This window comes from Caulobacter endophyticus, assembly GCF_029543245.1.
Lineage (GTDB): Bacteria > Pseudomonadota > Alphaproteobacteria > Caulobacterales > Caulobacteraceae > Caulobacter > Caulobacter endophyticus_A.
Window position 1 is genome coordinate 54898 of sequence record NZ_JARQWV010000021.1, and the last position, 17314, is coordinate 72211.

The 17314-nt window shown below is 68.1% G+C and carries 17 protein-coding genes; 7 read left to right on the top strand and 10 right to left on the bottom strand.

The window, feature by feature from the left end; genetic code table 11:
- Positions 1 to 103: 103 nt before the first annotated feature.
- Entirely contained in the window at positions 104 to 1075 is a 972-nt protein-coding gene (locus P7A99_RS19050) for a threonine ammonia-lyase (RefSeq protein WP_277795333.1), read from the bottom strand.
- 116 nt (positions 1076 to 1191) lie between these two features.
- On the opposite strand from P7A99_RS19050, the gene P7A99_RS19055 reads away from it, so the two are divergent.
- The 4 genes from P7A99_RS19055 to P7A99_RS19070 all read left to right on the top strand — a co-directional run bounded on the left by P7A99_RS19055 (position 1192) and on the right by P7A99_RS19070 (position 5497).
- Positions 1192 to 1809: an acyloxyacyl hydrolase gene (locus P7A99_RS19055; protein WP_277795334.1), complete on the top strand. Its 618-nt coding sequence runs from the start codon at positions 1192 to 1194 to the stop codon at positions 1807 to 1809.
- Between the two features lie 120 nt (positions 1810 to 1929).
- Complete coding sequence (locus P7A99_RS19060; RefSeq protein WP_277795335.1) at positions 1930 to 3216, top strand: adenylosuccinate synthase; 1287 nt, start codon at positions 1930 to 1932, stop codon at positions 3214 to 3216.
- A 238-nt stretch (positions 3217 to 3454) separates the two neighbouring features.
- The gene (locus tag P7A99_RS19065) at positions 3455 to 4594 is read left to right on the top strand and encodes a hypothetical protein (protein ID WP_277795336.1); all 1140 of its coding nucleotides are present in this window, start codon (positions 3455 to 3457) and stop codon (positions 4592 to 4594) included.
- 144 nt (positions 4595 to 4738) lie between these two features.
- On the top strand, positions 4739 to 5497 hold the full coding sequence (locus P7A99_RS19070) for a response regulator (RefSeq protein WP_277795381.1): 759 nt from the start codon (positions 4739 to 4741) through the stop codon (positions 5495 to 5497).
- Positions 5498 to 5696: 199 nt separating this feature from the next.
- Here P7A99_RS19070 and P7A99_RS19075 read toward each other — a convergent pair whose 3' ends face one another.
- The 7 genes from P7A99_RS19075 to P7A99_RS19105 form a co-directional block, all read right to left on the bottom strand.
- The gene (locus P7A99_RS19075; protein WP_277795337.1) at positions 5697 to 7985 is read right to left on the bottom strand and encodes a TonB-dependent receptor plug domain-containing protein; all 2289 of its coding nucleotides are present in this window, start codon (positions 7983 to 7985) and stop codon (positions 5697 to 5699) included.
- Positions 7986 to 8147: 162 nt separating this feature from the next.
- A complete protein-coding gene (locus tag P7A99_RS19080) occupies positions 8148 to 8324 on the bottom strand; it encodes a hypothetical protein (protein ID WP_277795338.1) in 177 nt (58 codons plus the stop codon).
- A 92-nt stretch (positions 8325 to 8416) separates the two neighbouring features.
- Complete coding sequence (yihA, locus tag P7A99_RS19085) at positions 8417 to 9067, bottom strand: ribosome biogenesis GTP-binding protein YihA/YsxC (protein WP_277795339.1); 651 nt, start codon at positions 9065 to 9067, stop codon at positions 8417 to 8419.
- Positions 9067 to 10914 (bottom strand): membrane protein insertase YidC, encoded by a 1848-nt coding sequence (yidC, locus tag P7A99_RS19090; protein WP_277795340.1) that lies wholly within the window; start codon positions 10912 to 10914, stop codon positions 9067 to 9069. The genes yihA and yidC overlap by 1 nt, the downstream gene beginning before the upstream one ends.
- A 6-nt stretch (positions 10915 to 10920) precedes the next feature.
- The gene (gene rnpA / locus P7A99_RS19095; protein ID WP_277795341.1) at positions 10921 to 11391 is read right to left on the bottom strand and encodes a ribonuclease P protein component; all 471 of its coding nucleotides are present in this window, start codon (positions 11389 to 11391) and stop codon (positions 10921 to 10923) included.
- A 113-nt stretch (positions 11392 to 11504) separates the two neighbouring features.
- Positions 11505 to 11639 carry a 50S ribosomal protein L34 gene (gene rpmH, locus P7A99_RS19100; RefSeq protein ID WP_012284717.1) on the bottom strand — a complete coding sequence of 45 codons (135 nt, stop codon included), beginning with the start codon at positions 11637 to 11639 and terminating at the stop codon, positions 11505 to 11507.
- A 137-nt stretch (positions 11640 to 11776) separates the two neighbouring features.
- Positions 11777 to 12508, bottom strand: a complete 732-nt coding sequence (locus tag P7A99_RS19105; RefSeq protein ID WP_277795342.1) for a CPBP family intramembrane glutamic endopeptidase — start codon at positions 12506 to 12508, stop codon at positions 11777 to 11779.
- Between the two features lie 131 nt (positions 12509 to 12639).
- Between P7A99_RS19105 and P7A99_RS19110 the strand changes: the two genes are divergently transcribed.
- On the top strand, positions 12640 to 13308 hold the full coding sequence (locus tag P7A99_RS19110) for a hypothetical protein (RefSeq protein WP_277795343.1): 669 nt from the start codon (positions 12640 to 12642) through the stop codon (positions 13306 to 13308).
- 4 nt (positions 13309 to 13312) lie between these two features.
- Here the strand turns inward: P7A99_RS19110 and P7A99_RS19115 are convergent, their stop codons facing one another.
- Positions 13313 to 14059: a hypothetical protein gene (locus P7A99_RS19115; protein WP_277795344.1), complete on the bottom strand. Its 747-nt coding sequence runs from the start codon at positions 14057 to 14059 to the stop codon at positions 13313 to 13315.
- 205 nt (positions 14060 to 14264) lie between these two features.
- On the opposite strand from P7A99_RS19115, the gene P7A99_RS19120 reads away from it, so the two are divergent.
- Positions 14265 to 15878, top strand: coding sequence for a sensor histidine kinase (locus P7A99_RS19120; protein ID WP_277795345.1), 1614 nt, complete (start codon positions 14265 to 14267; stop codon positions 15876 to 15878).
- Here P7A99_RS19120 and P7A99_RS19125 read toward each other — a convergent pair.
- Positions 15875 to 16633, bottom strand: a complete 759-nt coding sequence (locus P7A99_RS19125) for a DeoR/GlpR family DNA-binding transcription regulator (RefSeq protein WP_277795346.1) — start codon at positions 16631 to 16633, stop codon at positions 15875 to 15877. The two genes, P7A99_RS19120 and P7A99_RS19125, sit on opposite strands and share 4 nt — an antisense overlap.
- A gap of 74 nt (positions 16634 to 16707) precedes the next feature.
- Here P7A99_RS19125 and P7A99_RS19130 point away from each other — a divergent pair, with 74 nt between their 5' ends.
- Positions 16708 to 17295 carry an NUDIX domain-containing protein gene (locus tag P7A99_RS19130; protein WP_277795347.1) on the top strand — a complete coding sequence of 196 codons (588 nt, stop codon included), beginning with the start codon at positions 16708 to 16710 and terminating at the stop codon, positions 17293 to 17295.
- The last annotated feature ends 19 nt before the right edge of the window (positions 17296 to 17314 follow it).

Genomic DNA, 17314 nt, shown 5'->3' on the forward strand with positions numbered 1-17314 from the left:
CTGCGATGAGCGGCAAGCTCCCGTTCTCGCCTTTGAGTTCTGAGAGACCCCTCATCCGTCGGCCTTCGGCCGCCACCTTCTCCCGCAAGGGGAGAAGGATCTCCTAGCCCCCCAGAACCCCCGCGAACACCGCCGGATCCACGTTGCCGCCCGACAGCACGATCACCGCCGCCTGCTCCTTCACATCGATCTTGCCGCTCAGCGCCGCGGCCAAGGCGACGCAGCCGCCGGGCTCGACGACGAGCTTGAGGTTCATGAAGGCCCACCGCATGGCGGCGGCCACTTCCTCGTCGGTGACGGCGGCGACGCCGGTCAGGGTGCGGCTGTTGATCGGCCAGGTCAGGGCGCCCGGCGTCGGGGCCAGCAGGGCGTCGCAGAACGAGCGGGCCTCCGGGTCGATCACCTCGCGATGGCCGCTTCCCAGCGAGCGGCGGGTGTCGTCGAAGCCGGCGGGCTCGGCGCCCCAGACCTGGGTGGCGGGCGACAGCGCCTTCACCGCCGTCGAGGTTCCGGCGATCAGGCCCCCGCCGCCGATCGGGCAAAGCACCTTGTCCAAGGTCGCGCCGGCCGCCTCGGCCTGGGCGATGATCTCCAGCCCCACCGTGCCCTGGCCGGCGATGATGTGCGGGTCGTCGTAGGACGGCACGACAATCATGCCGCGCTCGGCGGCGATTTCGGCGGCGATGGCCTCGCGGTCTTCCTTGAAACGATCGAAGAAGCGGATCTCGGCCCCGAAGCCGCGCGTGGCCTCGACCTTCACCGACGGCGCGTCGGCCGGCATCACGATCAGGGCCGGCATGCCCAGCTTGTCGGCCGCCAGGGCCACGCCCTGGGCGTGGTTGCCCGACGAGAAGGCCACGACGCCGCGCGCCCGCTCTTCTTCGGTGAACTGCGACAGGCGGTTGTAGGCGCCGCGGAACTTGAAGGCTCCGGCCAACTGCAGGGTCTCGGGCTTGATGAAGATCCGGCCGCCCAGCCGGTCCGACAGGGCCGCGCTTTCGAGAAGCGGCGTAACCACGGCCTGGCCCTTCAGGCGATCGGCGGCGGCCTGGATGTCGGCGAGCGAGACGGTCATTGGGCCCCTCAGTGGCTTGCGTGGCTGCAGGGCCACAGCATTCGATGGCGCCTGCTCTAGCTCGCACCGGCGGTTCACGCCATAAGTGGACGTGAACTGCTGAGGGGTCAGACACCATGAAAATCGCACTGTTAGCCGCCGCCGGCTGCGCGGCGATCGCCTGCGCGACCGCCGCGACTTCCGCCTCGGCCGGCGAACTGATCGTCGGCGCCTACAAGCACGACGTCACCTTCATCGGCGAAGCCGTGGGCCTGGGCGCCGCCGGCCGCGAGGACGGGGTCGACCTGCACCTCGGCTATCGCACCGATCGTCTCGAGAACCTGACCTGGCTGGGCAAGCCGCAGGTCCACGCCTTCGTGTCGCTGAACAGCGAGAACACCTCCAACTTCGTGGCCGCCGGCTTCTCCTGGCCGATCGACTTCGGCGACGAGGGCGGCTTCTATTTCCGTCCGGGCATGGGCCTGGCCTACACCGACGGCGAGACCGGCCTGCCGCCGGTCAACGAGCCCGGCATCAGCCAGGCCGAGATCGATCGCCGCCTGAAGCTCTACAACACCCGCATCGATTTCGGCTCCAAAGTGCTGTTCCAGCCGGAACTGGCCCTGGGCTACCGCTTCAACGACAAATGGGCGGCCGAGCTGTCCTATGTGCACCTGTCGAACGGCCAGATCTTCCATCAGGGCAAGAACCAGGGGCTTGACGATCTGGGCGTGCGCCTGCTTTACGCCTTCTGACTTCGCGGGGGCCGACCAACGGCCCCCGCCCGTCACCGCAAAATCGAGACAACGTCCGCCGCCGAGTCCTGTCGAAGGGCCGCGGGCGCTACCGGGCAGGTGACAAGGCATATCTCTATCATGGCCAACGTGACCGTCGTGGGCGCCCAGTGGGGCGACGAGGGCAAGGGCAAGATCGTCGACTGGCTCTCCAACCGGGCCGACGTCGTCGTGCGCTTCCAGGGCGGCCACAACGCCGGCCATACGCTGGTGGTGGACGGCAAGGTCTACAAGCTGGCCCTGCTGCCCTCGGGCGTGGTGCAAGGCAAGACCTCGGTGATCGGCAACGGCGTCGTCGTCGATCCGTGGCACCTGCTGACCGAGATCGGCAAGATCGCCGACCAGGGCGTCAACATCACCCCCGAGCTGCTGGTGCTGGCCGACAACGCCACCCTGATCCTGCCGCTGCACCGCGACCTGGACCAGGCGCGTGAAGCCGCCTCCAGCCAGAAGATCGGCACCACCGGCCGCGGCATCGGCCCGGCCTACGAGGACAAGGTGGGCCGTCGCGCCATCCGCGTCGCCGACCTGGCCGACCCCGAAGCCCTGAAGCCGAAGATCGAGCGCCTGCTCAGCCACCACGGCGCCCTGCGCCGCGGCCTGGGTCTGCCGGACGCCGACGCCGGCCAGCTGTTCGACCAGCTGATGGAGATCGCGCCCAAGATGCTGGCCTACGCCCAGCCGGCCTGGCGGGTGCTGGACCAGGCCAAGAAGGCCGGCCGCCGCATCCTGTTCGAAGGCGCCCAGGGCGCCCTGCTGGACGTCGACCACGGCACCTATCCGTTCGTCACCTCGTCCAACACCGTCGCCGGCCAGGCCGCCGCCGGTTCGGGCATGGGCCCCAAGGGCCCGGGCTACGTGCTGGGCATCGTCAAGGCCTACACCACCCGCGTCGGCGAAGGCCCATTCGCCTGCGAGCTCAGTGACGAGGTCGGGACGCACCTGTCGACCGTCGGCCGCGAAGTCGGCGTCAACACCGGCCGTCCGCGCCGCTGCGGCTGGTTCGACGCGGTGCTGGTGCGCCAGTCGGTGGCCATCAACGGCATCGACGGCATCGCCCTGACTAAGCTGGACGTGCTGGACGGCCTGGAAACCCTGAAGATCTGCGTCGGCTACAAGATCGGCGACAAGGTCGTCGACTACCTGCCGGCCGGCATGCGCGACCAGGCCGCCGCAGAACCGATCTACGAGGAGATGGAAGGCTGGAGCGAAAGCACCGCCGGCGCCCGCTCGTTCAAGGACCTCAACGCCAACGCCATCAAGTATGTGCGCCGCGTCGAGGAACTGATCGGCGCCCCGGTGGCCCTGCTGTCGACCAGCCCCGAGCGCGACGACACCATCCTGATGCGCGATCCGTTCGAGGGGTAATGTTCCGATGCTCTCCCTGAAGGGGGAGCTGTCGCGGAGCGACTGAGGGGGAAGGGGTTGCGGAGGTTCAGCAGCCGCTTCCCCCTCCGGCCCTCCGGGCCACCTCCCCCTTCGGGGGGGAGGATCTGACTCCCGCCATCCGATAATCCCCATTCCGGGGACTACCCAAGGTCACGGTTAGCGTTTGCTTAGGCCGGGCGCGCTAGAACTTCCCCCGTAACCAAGGGGGTTTCCGATCTTGTCCGCGCGCAGAAAGCTCGCTCCCGTCCGCAAGCCGGACCGCCTGACGCGCAGCCTGCGCGCCCTGGAGCGCACCGCGTCGACCAGCCGCGTGCTGAACCTGCTGGCCATCGCCGCCGACAGCAGCCACCGCCCCGAATATTCCCAGCATCCGCTGTTTCGGAACCGGATTCTCAACAACGCCCTGATCGTCAAGCACCGCCTGCGCAGCGACGACCTCTTCCTGTTCGACGAGGCCCGCCCCACGGCGACCAAGATCATCATCCCGTTCGAGCGCAGCGACCTGTCGCTGGGCGGCCAGTCGTTCTTCGTGGGCCAGCGCGGCTGGATCGACCTGCTGCGCGAGGCCTGCAACGACCCGTCGGACATGACGCGGGACCTCGCCACGCTGCGCATGATCGACATGCTGCCGTCGCTGGACCCGTTCCTGCTGCGCGAGCACCTGCGCCGCCACGGCATGATCGTGGCCCCCTGCTACTTCGCCCTGTCGCCGGGCGATCTGGAGCAGATGCAGGGCTTCGTCGCCGTCGAGATCTCGCGGCTGATCGACCTGGCCTACCGCGACAGCGGCCGGGTCAACGGCGCCGCCGCCGCCCGCCTGGTCGAGGCCCTTCTGTCCACCGACGTCGACGAGCGGCTGGAACCGCTGCGCGAGACCCTGGTGCTGGAGGGCGAGAGCTTCAAGGAGGGCGTCTTCAGCTGGAAGGGCTTCCTCTATTACAAGTGGATGCTCACGCGCCTGTGGCCGCAGCTGACCGCCACGGCCGGCGAGATCGGCCAGATGATCATCACCGGCGCCCGCGAGGCCGAGACCGCCCGCTATGTCGACGACGCCCGCAAACGTCTACAGCACGGCGTGGTGCTGGAGCGCGCCTCGGTGCTGCGCACCATCAAGGTCTATGACGACGCCTTCGAGGACCTGATCGACAACGGCAAGCCCCAGGCCTTCCGCGAATTCCTGCTGCGCGCCCCCGACATGTTCCTGTCCCTGGGCGAGAAGGTCGGGGTGATCTCGCACATCGCCAGCTTCTGGCGCTACCGCTTCCCCGAGGGCCAGCCGGCCATCGTCGACGTGGAGGAAGCGGTCGACATCCTGCAGGACTTCGACTCCGGCCTGTCGGCTTCGCTGGCGATCTGAGACTGTCGAACTGACGCACAGGTGGGCGCCGGATCATCAAGCGGTTTTTTACCCTCCTGGGGTTAAGAGTCGGGTTCGATCCTCTGGAGACCCCGCCCCGTGTTCGACGGCAACCCCCGCACACTGCAGCGCATCGCCGCCAAGATGCAGCGCGTGCTGGTCGTCGACCCGAGCACGGCCGCCGTTCGCCTGCTGGGCGACCAGCTGCGCCACGTGGGCAATGTGCAGATCTTCTCGGCCCCCACCGCCGAGCAGGGCTGGGGCATGGTCCGCACCGTCGATCCGCAGATGATCTTCGTCGAGCACTCCAGCGCCGGCGTCGACGGCCTGGCCCTGGCCAAGAAGATTCGTCGCAGCGATCTGGCCTGCCGCCAGGCCCCGATCATCATGTGCACTGCCGAAGCCACCGCCGAGGCGATCTTCGGCGCGCGTGACGCCGGCATTCACGAATTCATGCGCAAGCCGTTCACGATCAAGGATCTGGAACGGCGCCTGGAAGCGGTGACGATGAAGCCGCGCGACTGGGTGGAGGCCGTACAGTACGTCGGCCCCGATCGCCGCCGCTTCAACTCGGCCGAATACAAGGGTCCGCGCAAGCGCAAGGCCGACGCCGCCGGCACGCCCGCCGCCCGCCTCTCGCAGGCCCTGCGCATCGTCAAGTCCGCCGCCCAGTCGCTGGACAGCGATCCGGCCCAGGCCCGCCGCGCCCTGGCCGCCCAGGCCGCCGAGCTGCGCGCCGTCGGCGAGGCGGTGAAAGAGCCCCGCCTGATCGAGGCCGCCGCCGCCCTGGGCGCCATGACCCAGGTCGAGGTCACCGGAGCCATGGCCCGCGCCGAGCTGGTCAAGCGCATCGACGTGCTGATGGGCTTCATGACCGACGAGAGCAACGGCCGGGCGGCTTGAGGCTCCCTCCCCCTGAAGGGGGAGGTGTCGGCGAAGCCGGCGGTGGGGGATGTGATCCCCGACGCCGGCCGCTCTTCAGCCTGGCAGAACCTTCCCCCTCCGCCCCTTCGGGCCACCTCCCCCTTCAGGGGGAGGATCAAAGAAAAAGGCGGCGCCCTTTCGGACGCCGCCTTCTTCATTCGAACCACGTGGGCCCTGATCAGAACGCCATGCGGGCGATCAGCTGGAACACCGGGCCGGCCTGTTCGCGCTCGAGTTCGTACTCGTCGAAGTTCCGGTCGTTCTGGTCTTCGATGGTGGTGAACTTGTTGAACGTTTCCTTCTTGGAGGCGTCCAGCAGGTTCGAGCCGGTCAGGCGGACGGTGATGTCCTTGCCGATGCGCTTTTCGACGAAGATCTCCAGATCGCCGCCGTAGGTGGTGGTGACCTCTTCGCCGACGACGCGGCTATAGGCCTCGCCCTGCTTGCGGTAGGTGGCCCCGAACGAGGCGCCCCAGGTCGGCAGGTCCTGGATGAAGCCGACGTTCAGCACGTAGTCCGACTGGCTGTTGAACTTGCGCGAGCCGAACTCGTCGTCGATGTCGCTGTCCAGCCACGAGTAGTTCAGGAACACGCCGGTGTTCTCCAGGCCGACGAAGGTCAGAGGAGTCGACAGGTCGAACTCGACGCCCCAGACCTTGCCCTCGCCGGTGTTGCGCACCGAGTAGACGAAGACGTCGGTCTCACCGGTTTTCGGGCCGGTGTTGTACAGCTCGAGCAGGTCGCTGACCTTGCGATAGAAGACGTTGACGCCGGCGACGCCCGAGCGGCCCAGGCGGCGCTCGTAGCCCACGTCCGCGCCCCAGGCTGTTTCCGGCTTCAGAGTGGGCACGCCGAAGAAGTCGTTGTCGCCGAACTCTTCGACCAGGGTGGCCGGCGATAGATATTCGAAGCTGGGACGGCGAACGGTGCGGGCCGTGGCGGCGTAGATCTGGTCGGCGTCGGTCAGGTTGTAGCGTACCGAGGCCGAGGGCAGCAGGAACTGGTAGTCGGCGTCATAGGAGTCGCCTTCCTTGCGGGCCTCGATCGAGACGTCGGTCGTCTCGTAGCGCAGGCCGGCTTCCCACTTCAGCGCGCCGGACTTGCCCGACAGCATGATGTAGGGATCCAGGCGGGTCTGCTCGAAGCCCGTGTCGCCGCCGTCGATCGTCTGGTAGGGCTTGAAGGCCGGCGGGTTGGCGCTGGGCAGGCTGTAGCGGTTGCGCTCGACCTCGGTGAAGAGCGTGTCGCGCTCCTTCTTCTCATACTGCAGGCCGAACTCCAGTTCAGCGCCGAAGCTGAGATCGCGCTCGTGCTCGATCTTGGCCGAGAACTCGGTGTCGTCGATGTTGCGGCGCGACTTGTCGCGGGTGATGCGGTCGCCGTCCGGGAAGGGGATCGCGTCGCGCAGGTACTCGATCTCGTCCTCGAACTCGTCTTCCCTGCCCTTGAAGCCGGCGTAGCCGAGCTTCACCGAGGTTCGGCCGCCCAGCATGTCGCGCTTGTACTTGCCGGTCAGCGACCAGCTGTCCTGGTCGATCTGGACGTCGTTGTTGTTGATCGTCTCGATCTTGGCGTTGGTGCGCACGTCGTCGGCGTACTCGATCGAGTCCTCGTCCTGCGTACGGTCGGTGCGGACGAAGAAGCCGGCCAGCGACAGCTCGCCGCCGGCTACCGGAACCTGGTAGCTGGCGTTGACCGAATAGTCGGTGCCGTTGCGGGTGTCGGTCTGGACTTCGCTGTTGTTGATGTCCGCGCCCGGCTCGTCGTAGCGCAGGCTGGTCTTCTGCTTGGGATTGCGGCGGCCCTGCAGGTTGGCGCCGATCAGCAGGCGGCCGGGGCCGACCTGGCCGCCCCACACGCCGCCAATGGTCTCGCGGATGCGCTTGTCGTCGAACATCATCGCGCCGGCGCGGACGAAGCCGCCGTCCAGGGCGTAGGCGTCGCGCAGCACGATGTTGATGGCGCCGGCCACGGCGTCGCCGCTGCGGTTGGCGCTGGCGCTACGAACGATCTCGATGCGCTCGATCAGCTCAGCCGGGATGCGGTCGACGAAGAACGAGCCGTCGGCGCCGGCGCCGAACGCGCCCGAACCCGAACCGGCGCCAGGAACCTTCTCGCCGTTGATCAGGATCTGGGTGTAGGCGGGATCCAGGCCGCGCAGGCGCACGCCGTCCGATTCCAGCACGTCCGACAGGAAGGCCACCGAGGGCACGCGCTTGAGGGCGTCGCCGGCGCTTAGCGGTTCGAAGCGCTGGAAGTAGTCGAGGCCGTATTCGAGGACCGGGGCGGTCTCCTCGGTGCGGTTGCGGTAGGCGATCTGGGCCTGGACCACGACTTCCGAGGCCGTGACCGGCGCTTCGGCGGTGGCGATCGGCGCATCGGCCGGAGCGACGTCGGCGGCCGCGGCCTGGGCGGCGAGCGCCAGCGGAGCGACGGCGCACAGCGCCAGCAGAGCGGTCTTCTTCATCGGAGCATCCCCACACACTCCGCGCCCCAGGCCCGACACCTGGAGAACACGGGTGTTTTTGTCGGGGGAGGGCATAGTTTCGCCACAACTTCTGAGCCAGAGAAGTTTCAGCGACAGTTTTATTGCGGTTTTATGTAGGTGCGCGGATAATCCGTGCACGGATTATCCAGAGCGACGTGTCCACGCCGCGAAGCCGCCGACGCAGCCGAGGAACAGCACGACCGCCGCCTGGCCCAATCCCGGACGTCCCTGCAAGCCCAGGTTCAACAGCAGAATGCTGGCCAGCACGCCCATGATCAGGACGGCGAGGATCAGGCGACGGCGCAGGACGGACGACATACCGCCAGGCTAGCAGGCCGTCGCCGAAACGAAAGACGCCGCGAAAGCGGGTCGGCTTTCGCGGCGTCCTGTCTTCGAAGATCGGCCCGGCGTCAGCTCAGGCAGGTGCGCTGAATCTCGGCCCGCAGTTCCGGCAGGCCCAGGCCCTTTTCCGACGAGGTGGCGATCACCCGCGGGAAGGCGGCCGGGCGCTTGGCGATGGCCTTCAGCGTGTCGGCCACGACCTTGTCGACCTCGGGCGGCTTGATCTTGTCGGCCTTGGTCAGGACGATCTGGTAGGACACCGCCGAGATATCGAGCGCATCCATCGCCTCGGCGTCGACCTTCTTGAGGCCGTGGCGCGAGTCGATCAGCAGATAGACCCGCTTGAGGTTCGGGCGGCCGCGCAGGAACTGGCGGCCCAGGTCCTGGAACTTGCTGGCCGTCGAGCGCGAGACGCGCGCGAAGCCATAGCCCGGCAGATCGACCAGCCGCAGTTGTTCGGCCAGCAGGAAGAAGTTCAGCTCGCGCGTACGGCCCGGCTCGTTGGAGGCGCGGGCCAGGTACTTCTGACCGACGAGGCCGTTGATCAGGCTCGACTTGCCGACGTTGGAGCGACCGGCGAAGGCCACTTCCGGCAGGTCGGCGGGCGGCAGGCCGTCCATGCGGACGGCCCCCATCATGAACGAGACCGGCTGGGCGAACAGCACCCGGGCCGCCTCGATCTCCTCGTCGGAGTACAGCGGTTCGATCGGATCGGTCATCAGGTCGCCGTCGCGGTCTTGCCGGTCAGTCGCCCGATGATCTTGTCGATGGGGTTCTCGACCTTGTAACGGCGCATGATGATGTACTGCTGAACGATCGTCAGCACGTTGCTCCAGCACCAGTAGATCACCAGGCCGACGGCGAAGCCCGACAGCGTGAAGGTGAAGATGATCGGGAACAGCTGGAAGATCTTCTGCTGCATCGGATCACCGGCCGGCGGGTTCATCGCCGTGGTCAGCCACATGGTGAAGCCGTAGAGCAGCGGCCACACGCCCAGGTGCGCGATCATGGCGCCGACGAAGGGCAGCATGCCCGGATCCCACGGGATCAGGCCGAACAGGTTGAAGATCGTCGTCGGATCCGGCGCCGACAGGTCCTGGATCCAGCCGAAGAACGGCGCGTGCCGCATTTCGATGGTCACCGTCAGCACCTTGTACAGCGAGTAGAACACCGGGATCTGGATCAGCATGGGCACGCAGCCCATGAACGGGTTGATCTTCTCCTTGGCGTACAGCGCCATCATCTCCTGCTGCTGCTTGGCAGGGTCGTCCTTGTGCTTGGCGCGCAGCTTCTCGACCTCGGGAGCGACCTTCTTCATCTTCGCCATCGACTCGTAGCTCTTGTCCGCCAGCGGATAGAGGATGAGCTTCAGGGCGACGGTCAGCAGCATGATGGCGATGCCGAAGTTGCCGACCAGCTTGTAGAAGACCTCCAGCACGTTGAAGATCGGGCGGGTGATCAGGGCGAACATGCCCCAGTCCACGGCCCATTCGAAGCGCGGGATGGCCTGGGCCTTCTTGTCCCAGAACTGCCACCAGGCCGGGGCCTGGCCTTCGCCGTACTCGTACTTGCGCAGCAGCGGCACGGTCTTGGCGCCGGCGAACAGACGGGTCGTCTCGGTGACGGTCTGGCCCGGGTTCACGGTCTTGGCGACGGCGGCGAAGTTGGCCTCGTAGACGTCCACGCCGCCGACGGGCGTGACGTTGTATTGGGCGTTGATGCGCTCGTTCTGGGTCGGGATCAGGGCCGTCAGCCAGTACTTGTCGGTGATGCCGGTCCAGCCGCCGACCGAGGTGATGGTCTGCTGCGGCTTATCCTTCTTCCACTTCTGGTACTTGGACTGCTCGAGCTTGTAGTCCTTCTCGCCCAGCATGCCGATCGCCCCTTCGTGGACGATGTGGTTCTTGCCGAGGTCGGCCGGAATGCCCCAGCGGCGCACCGAGGCGTAGGGCGTGATCGACACCGGCTGGCCGCCGTTGTTGCGGACGCTGTCGGTGACGGTGAACATGGCGTCGGCGTCGACGGCGATGGTGCGGTTGAACACCAGGCCCGCGCCGTTGTCATAGGTCAGGGTGACGGGCGAGCCCGGACGCAGGGTCTGGCCCGGCGCGGCGGTCCACACCGTGTTCTCGCCCGGCATGGCGCCGAGGTTCTGGCCGCTCCAGCCGAACAGCGTGAAGAAGGCGTTCTCCGCGCCGGCGGGGCGCAGCAGCTCGACCGGGGGCGAGGCCTTGTCGGTGGTCTGGCGGTAGCGCTTGAGCAGCAGGTCATCGACGCTGCCGCTCTTCAGCGACACCGAGCCCGACAGGGTCGGCGTGTCGATCGGGATACGCGGGCTGGCGGCCTTGGCGGCCTCGCGCGACAGCTTGATCGGCTGCGGCTTGCCGTCCGGTCCGATGGCCATGCCAGGATTGGCGGCGGCGGCCTGGGCCTCGGCGGCCTTCTTGGCGCGGGCGGCGGCTTCCTGCTTCTTCTGGTTCGGCCCCAGCACGAGGAACTGGTAGCCGATCAGGATCGCGAACGCGCTGACGATGAAGATCAGCGTGTTCTTGTTGTCGTTCTGCATGGACACTTAACCGGGATCGGAGGGATCGGACGCAAGCGCGTGCGAATGGGGTGAAGCGGGTGCGGCAGGGGCGGGCGGAGCTGTACGCTTGCCCCCGCGATCGATTTCGGCCGCGAGGCTTACCAGCGCGGATTTTACATCGTCAAGCAAACGCCCCCACGGCCGCGAGCGCGTGCCGCCGCGAGCGATGAACACATAGTCGCAACCGGGGCGTCCATGAAGGGGGAGAAGCAGCCGGGCGGCCTCGCGCAGGCGCCTTTTGGCGCGATTGCGCTCCACCGAGCCGCCGACCTTCTTGGAGGCGGTGAAGCCGACCCTGATCAGGGCGTTCTCGTCGCCTCGGGGGCGCAACTGCATGAAGACGGCGCCGCGTGACAGCGAGGGCGCCTTGGCGGCCCTGAGGAAGTCGGCGCGCACCTTGAGGCGCTCGATCGCCGGACCGGCCTTAACCGGGGCCGAGACTTGGGAATCGGTCATGAAAAAAGCCGCCCTTTCCGGCGCAGGCTGGAGGCCTGGTTCTGGGAAGGGGCGGCTTTTGTCATGTCGTACGATCCCGCCGAGGCAGGAAAGAAGAGCGGGAAACCCCGCTCTTAGGCCGTCAGGCGCTTGCGGCCCTTGGCGCGGCGACGAGCAACGATCTTTTGACCGTTCTTGGTGGCCATGCGGGCGCGGTAGCCGTGACGGCGGGCTCGCACGAGCTTCGACGGCTGGAATGTCCGCTTCACGACGTGGCTCCGAAATAATAGCGTTGACGCGGAAACCTGTCGGCCGCCGCGAGTGAGGGGCGGTGGATAAGCGACGAGCCGGGCGATGTCAACCGCGCAAAGCGCTGGAAGCTGAGTCAGGCCAAGGGCTTGGGCCGCTAGGCGCGCGCGCCCTGCAATAGCACGAACGCGAAGATCGACCAGTCCAGGCAGATGTGCGCCGTGAAAGAGGCCCACACGCTCCTGGTCAGCAGATAGGGAATCGTCAGCACCAGCCGCGCCACGCCGATCACCAGCAGCACCTGAACAAGGTTCCAGCCGTAGGTCGACAGGTGCAGCGCCCCGAAGATCATCGCCGACACGAGCCAGGCGATCGCGATCGACGCCCCGCGCGGCAGCCCCAGCCGGCGATGGCAAAGGGTCAGCACGCCCAGCAGCGGCAGGATCGTCACCAGCTCCTCGCCCAGCAGCTGCGGCGCCGTGCCGGCCAGGAAGATCGCCCGCTTCGCGCCCGGCAGCTGGACCAGCATGTCGGCGACGGGGCTGGCGTGAGCCAGGCCCGCCTTGCTGTAGAAGAAGGCAACGACGCCCGAGACCAGCAGTGTCAGGGGCATGAAGGCTAGGCCCAGAAGCAGGTCGCGCGTGGTCGGCCTCGGAAACAGCGCCGTCCATCCCCTGCCCGCCGCCAGGGCCAGTCCGACCAGCGGCAAGCTTACGAACAGCAAGGGTCCGGCCAGGCCCAGCGCCTGCCCGGCCTCGCCGCGCGGGACCAGGATCAGGCAGAGGAAGCCGGCGACGCAGCCGCCCAGCGCCAGCACCCAGCCAAGACCCGACAAGGCGACCGGCTCGCCGCGGTAATAGGGAAAGTCGCGCCGGGGACGCGTGGCCATGCTCGAAGCTCCGCTTTCGGGGATTAAGAACGAGCTTCGCAACACGTGTATAGCGCTCGCTGCGCTCGCGACGGTCGAAAGTCCGCAAAGCCGCTGCTATCACCGCTCGGTCGACGAAAGAGGCGCGTACCGTGGACCTGCTGAAGATCCTGAGAAGCTTCGAGGAACTGCTCTTCGAGGCCATGACCTGGCTCTACTTCTATCCCCGCACCATGCTGCGGATCGTGACCCGTCCGTTGACCGCCATGGCCTATTCCGACCACGAGGAAGGCCAGCCGGAGGACCAGCGCTACGACGACGCCCTCAACCCGCCAGTGCTGCTGATCATCACCCTGGCGGTCGCCAACATCATCGGCTGGGCGACCCACGTCCCCCAACCCGCGGGCGCCGCGCCGCTGGCCAAGACGATCTTCGACTCGCAGCAGAACCTGCTGATGTTCCGCTGCCTGCTGTTTGGCCTGACGCCACTGACCGTGGCCCTGACCCTGCTGCGCAAGGAGGGCGTGGCGGTCTCGCGCAAAACCCTGCGGCGGCCGTTCTACGCTCAGTGCTACCTGGCGGCCCCGACGGCCCTGGCCCTGTCGCTGGGCCTCAACGCGGTGCTGCACGGCGGCGCCTGGGCCATGGCCGGCTACGCCCTCATCCTGGCGAGCGGCAGCTGGCTGCTCGCCACCGAGACCCGCTGGCTGTCCAGGCGCCTGGGGATCGGCCGTCCGGCCGCCGCGCTCATGGCGCTGGGCGCGCTGGCCCGCGCGGCCGTCTATATGCTCCTGATCGTGATCCCCGCCGCTCTGTTCTGAACGCTCAGTAGGGGTTCATCGCCCGCACCTGCCCGCTGGACGACACCGTGCAGCGCGAGCGGTACGAGCCCGTGGCCATGGTCAGTTCCCAGTCGCCGCGACCAAGATCGCGCACGCTGATCGGCACGCTGCTGCCATAGGGGCGGCTCTGGTACTCGTCGGCCCGGCGCGAGCAGGCGTCCTGGGCCGCGCGCGGGGCGTTGCGCACGTAGCGCGAATTGGAGAAGCGGCGGTTGTCGCGCTCGGACTGCCCGGCGAGGTAGCCCTCGTGATAGCCCTCGCTGTCGTGGCGATCGTCGTAGTCGGAACCGTACATCGCCGCCTGATAGCCGCGCTCGTACTCGTCGTCGTGGTCGCGGCCTGAGTCGCCATGCTTTTGCTTATGCGCCGCCAAGGCCGCGGCCAGGCCGACGATGGCCACGCCCGCCACCACCGCCGAGGCGTCGGAGCCCGAGCTCTTCTTGCGGCACATGTTGCGGGCTTCGACGATGGTCAGGTAGCGGCCGTCGCGGGTGGTGACCTGCACGCACTCGTCGCCGCGCCGCCAGTAGCCGAACTTGGCCGAACCGCCTTCGTCGACGTGATCCAGCGCATAGCCGCGGGCCTGCAGCTCGCTCTCCCCGCCGGCGGCCCGGGCGCCGACCAGGTCGCGCAGGTTCGACGGGATCTGGGCGCTCGCCGGCGCAGCCATCACCCCGGAGATCAGGCCCGCCAGGGCGACGGCGGCGACAAGCTGGCGACGGACGGACATTCGGCGGCTCCATGATGCGATCCGGGCGCGGCGCGCCCATGACGGGTTGAACCACGATCGGATGACACGGCAAAGGCGCATGGCCGGCAATTTGCGAAAGATCGGCAAGAAATTTCGCCCGCCGTTAAACGGCGATCAAACATGACCGCATAGGGTCGCCGCTTCCCGCCTTTCCCACGGCCGCGCAGGCCCCCAGGAGCGCCTCGTGCCCCAGCGTCCGTTCCGTTTTCTCGACCGTCGCCGGAACCGGCCGACGGCGTCGAACGAGAACGAGTCCGGCTGGCTGCGCTATGGCGCCCTCAAGATCGAGGCGGTGATCTTCCTGCTGGTGCTGGTCACCTTCGCCGCCGTGCTGGGCAAGGGCGCCCTCACCCGCCAGGCCCTGGTGCTGACCGCCCAGCCCGGCCAGTTCGCCGGCTACGCCTTCGCCGACTCCGAGAGCGGCGGACGCTCGACCATCACCATCGATCCGGAACGGCCTATGGCCTGGTCCTGCGAAATCCGGACCGGCGCGACCTATCCCTATTGCGGCTACGGCCTGCAGCTGGCGCTGGGTCCCAAGGCCCAGGGCCGCGACTTCTCGCGCTTCCAGACCGTGACGCTGCGCCTGCACTGGCGCGGCGAGGCCGACCGGCTGAGACTGCTGGTCAAGACCGCCCCGCCGGCCGCCCTGCGCGGCAAGCCGGGCGTCCAGGACGTTCCCCTGGCCCTGGAGTTCCCGGTCGCGTCCGGGACCAACACCATCATCCTGCCGCTGGACAGGCTGGAGCCCGAGCAGTGGTGGCTTTCCAGCCACGGCCTGTCGAGCCGCAACCTGTCGAGCGACCTGACCGACGTGCGCTCGGTGGCGATCGCCGCCAGCAGCGCCCCGCCGGGCCCGCTGGCCGCCTCGCTGGACTCGGTGAGCCTCGAGGGCGTGCAGCTGTCGGACGAGCAGTGGTACCTGATCATCCTCAGCGTCTGGCTGGTGATGATCGGCGCCTTCCTGGCGCATCGCCTTCTGGGCATGCGCCGCGACTTCGAGGCCCGCCAGCGCCGGCAGGCGGAAGAAGCCCGCGCCCTGTCGGACGCCCGCATCGCCGCCGAAGCCGCCAACGCCGCCAAGTCGCAATTCCTCAGCCACATGAGCCATGAACTGCGCACGCCGCTGAACGCGGTGATCGGCTACAGCTACTGGCTCAGCCGCGGGAACCTCGATCCCAAGCAGCGCACGGCGGTCGACGCCATCCGCTCCAGCGGCGAGCACCTGCTGGCGGTGATCACCGACATCCTCGACCTGGCCAAGATCGAGGCCGGCAAGCTCGACCTCCAGCCGGTCGCCTTCGACCTGGCCGCATGCCTGGTCGAGCTGGACCAGATGTTCCGCCTGCGGGCCGAGGAAAAGAACCTGGCCTTCACCGTCGCCCTGGCGCCGGAGGTTCCGAACACCATCGTCGCCGATCCAAAGCGCCTGCGGCAGGTGCTGATCAACCTTTTGGGCAACGCCGTGAAGTTCACCGACGGCGGCCATGTGACGCTTCGGGCCGAGCGCCTGGAGGACGAGACGGGCGAGACGGCGCGCCTGCGCTTCACTGTCGAGGACACCGGTGTCGGCATCGCGCCAGACCAGCTGGACGCGATCTTCCGGCCATTCGAGCAGGTCGGCGAGGCCGCGCGTCACGAGGGCGGCACCGGCCTTGGCCTCAGCATCACCCGCCAGATCGTCGAGACCATGGGCGGCCTGATCCGCGTCGACAGCACGCCGGGCCAGGGCAGCCGCTTCGTGGTCGAGACGAGCGTGGGGCTGGCCGAGCGCACCGCGGCCAGGCGCCAGGCCTAAGCCGCCTCCACGACCCTCGCCCCCGCCGCCCGGACCGGCGCCAGCACCGTCTCCGGCAGGCCCGGCGCGACCACCACCGCGCCGATCTCGGCCAGCGGCAGGATCCCGTAGGGCGAGGCCGCGCCCAGCTTGTCGCGCGTGGCCAGGACGATGGTCTCGGCCGACTGGCGGGCGATCAGCCGCTTGATCACCGCCTCCTCGGGATCGCCGGTGGCCACGCCGGTGTCCGGATGCAGGCCCGTGGCCCCCATGAAGAAGAGATCGGCCCGCACCCGCGCGATCGCCTCGGCCGCCGCCGCCCCCACCGCGACGATGGAATGCTTGAAAAGCCGCCCGCCGATCAGCTCGACCTCGACGCAAGGGTGGCCGGCGAGCTCGACGGCGATGCTGGGACTGTGGGTGAGGATCGTCGCGCGCAGGTCGGCCGGCAGGCTGCGCGCCAGCTGCACATTGGTGGTGCCGCCGTCGAGAAAGACGATCTGGCCGGGCTGGATCAATCGCGCCGCCGCCCGCGCCAGCCGCGCCTTCTCGGCCGTCGCCCGTCCTTCGCGCACGCTGAACTCGGCCGGCGCGGGCGAGACCGGCAGGGCGCCTCCGTGCACGCGCAGCAGCAGTCCCTCCGCGGCCAGCTCTCGCAGGTCGCGGCGGATGGTGTCTTCCGAAACGCCCAGCTCCTGGCTGAACGGCTTGGCGACGACCCGGCCGTCGCGCTCCAGCACCCGCAGGACCAGCGCCTTGCGCTCAGATGTCAGCATTGCACGAACCTTCTTGACTCTGCACGATACTGCACGAATTTAGGCGCCAATCCAGGCCTTCGGGAGTTTTCGCCATGTCCATCGCCGACCGCGTCCGCGTGGAGGACGTCACCGTCCTGTCCGACGACTGGTACACCCTGAAGAAGACCACCTTCTCGTACCTGCGCGCCGACGGGACCTGGCAGCGCCAGTCGCGCGAGACCTACGACCGGGGCAACGGCGCGGCGATCCTGCTCTACGACCTGGCCCGGGGGACCGTCGTGCTGGTGGGCCAGTTCCGCTATCCGGCCTTCGTCAACGGGCACGACGACCTGCTGATCGAGGTCCCCGCCGGCCTGCTCGACGACGCCGACCCCGAGACGCGCATCCGCGCCGAGGTCGAGGAAGAGACCGGCTTCCGGATCGAAAAGGTGCGCAAGATCTTCGACGCCTTCATGAGCCCCGGCTCGGTGACCGAGCGCCTGCACTTCTTCGTCGGCGAGTACGCACCCGGCGACCGCGTCTCGGCCGGCGGCGGCGAGGCCGAAGAGGGCGAGGACATCGCCGTCCACGAGGTGACGATCGAGGCGGCCCTGGCGATGATCGACTCCGGCGCCATCCGCGACGCCAAGACCATCATGCTCCTGCAGTACGCGGCTCTGCGGATCTTCCCGGCGGGGTAATTCGGTAGAGATTCAAACA

Excerpts from the sequence above, each read along its gene's own strand:
- P7A99_RS19050 (WP_277795333.1), bottom strand. The coding sequence starts at position 1,075 with ATGACCGTCTCGCTCGCCGACATCCAGGCCGCCGCCGATCGCCTGAAG.
- P7A99_RS19055 (WP_277795334.1), top strand. The coding sequence starts at position 1,192 with ATGAAAATCGCACTGTTAGCCGCCGCCGGCTGCGCGGCGATCGCCTGC.
- P7A99_RS19060 (WP_277795335.1), top strand. The coding sequence starts at position 1,930 with ATGGCCAACGTGACCGTCGTGGGCGCCCAGTGGGGCGACGAGGGCAAG.
- P7A99_RS19070 (WP_277795381.1), top strand. The coding sequence starts at position 4,739 with ATGCAGCGCGTGCTGGTCGTCGACCCGAGCACGGCCGCCGTTCGCCTG.
- P7A99_RS19075 (WP_277795337.1), bottom strand. The coding sequence starts at position 7,985 with ATGAAGAAGACCGCTCTGCTGGCGCTGTGCGCCGTCGCTCCGCTGGCG.
- P7A99_RS19080 (WP_277795338.1), bottom strand. The coding sequence starts at position 8,324 with ATGTCGTCCGTCCTGCGCCGTCGCCTGATCCTCGCCGTCCTGATCATG.
- yihA (WP_277795339.1), bottom strand. The coding sequence starts at position 9,067 with ATGACCGATCCGATCGAACCGCTGTACTCCGACGAGGAGATCGAGGCG.
- yidC (WP_277795340.1), bottom strand. The coding sequence starts at position 10,914 with ATGCAGAACGACAACAAGAACACGCTGATCTTCATCGTCAGCGCGTTC.
- rnpA (WP_277795341.1), bottom strand. The coding sequence starts at position 11,391 with ATGACCGATTCCCAAGTCTCGGCCCCGGTTAAGGCCGGTCCGGCGATC.
- P7A99_RS19105 (WP_277795342.1), bottom strand. The coding sequence starts at position 12,508 with ATGGCCACGCGTCCCCGGCGCGACTTTCCCTATTACCGCGGCGAGCCG.
- P7A99_RS19115 (WP_277795344.1), bottom strand. The coding sequence starts at position 14,059 with ATGTCCGTCCGTCGCCAGCTTGTCGCCGCCGTCGCCCTGGCGGGCCTG.
- P7A99_RS19125 (WP_277795346.1), bottom strand. The coding sequence starts at position 16,633 with ATGCTGACATCTGAGCGCAAGGCGCTGGTCCTGCGGGTGCTGGAGCGC.
- P7A99_RS19130 (WP_277795347.1), top strand. The coding sequence starts at position 16,708 with ATGTCCATCGCCGACCGCGTCCGCGTGGAGGACGTCACCGTCCTGTCC.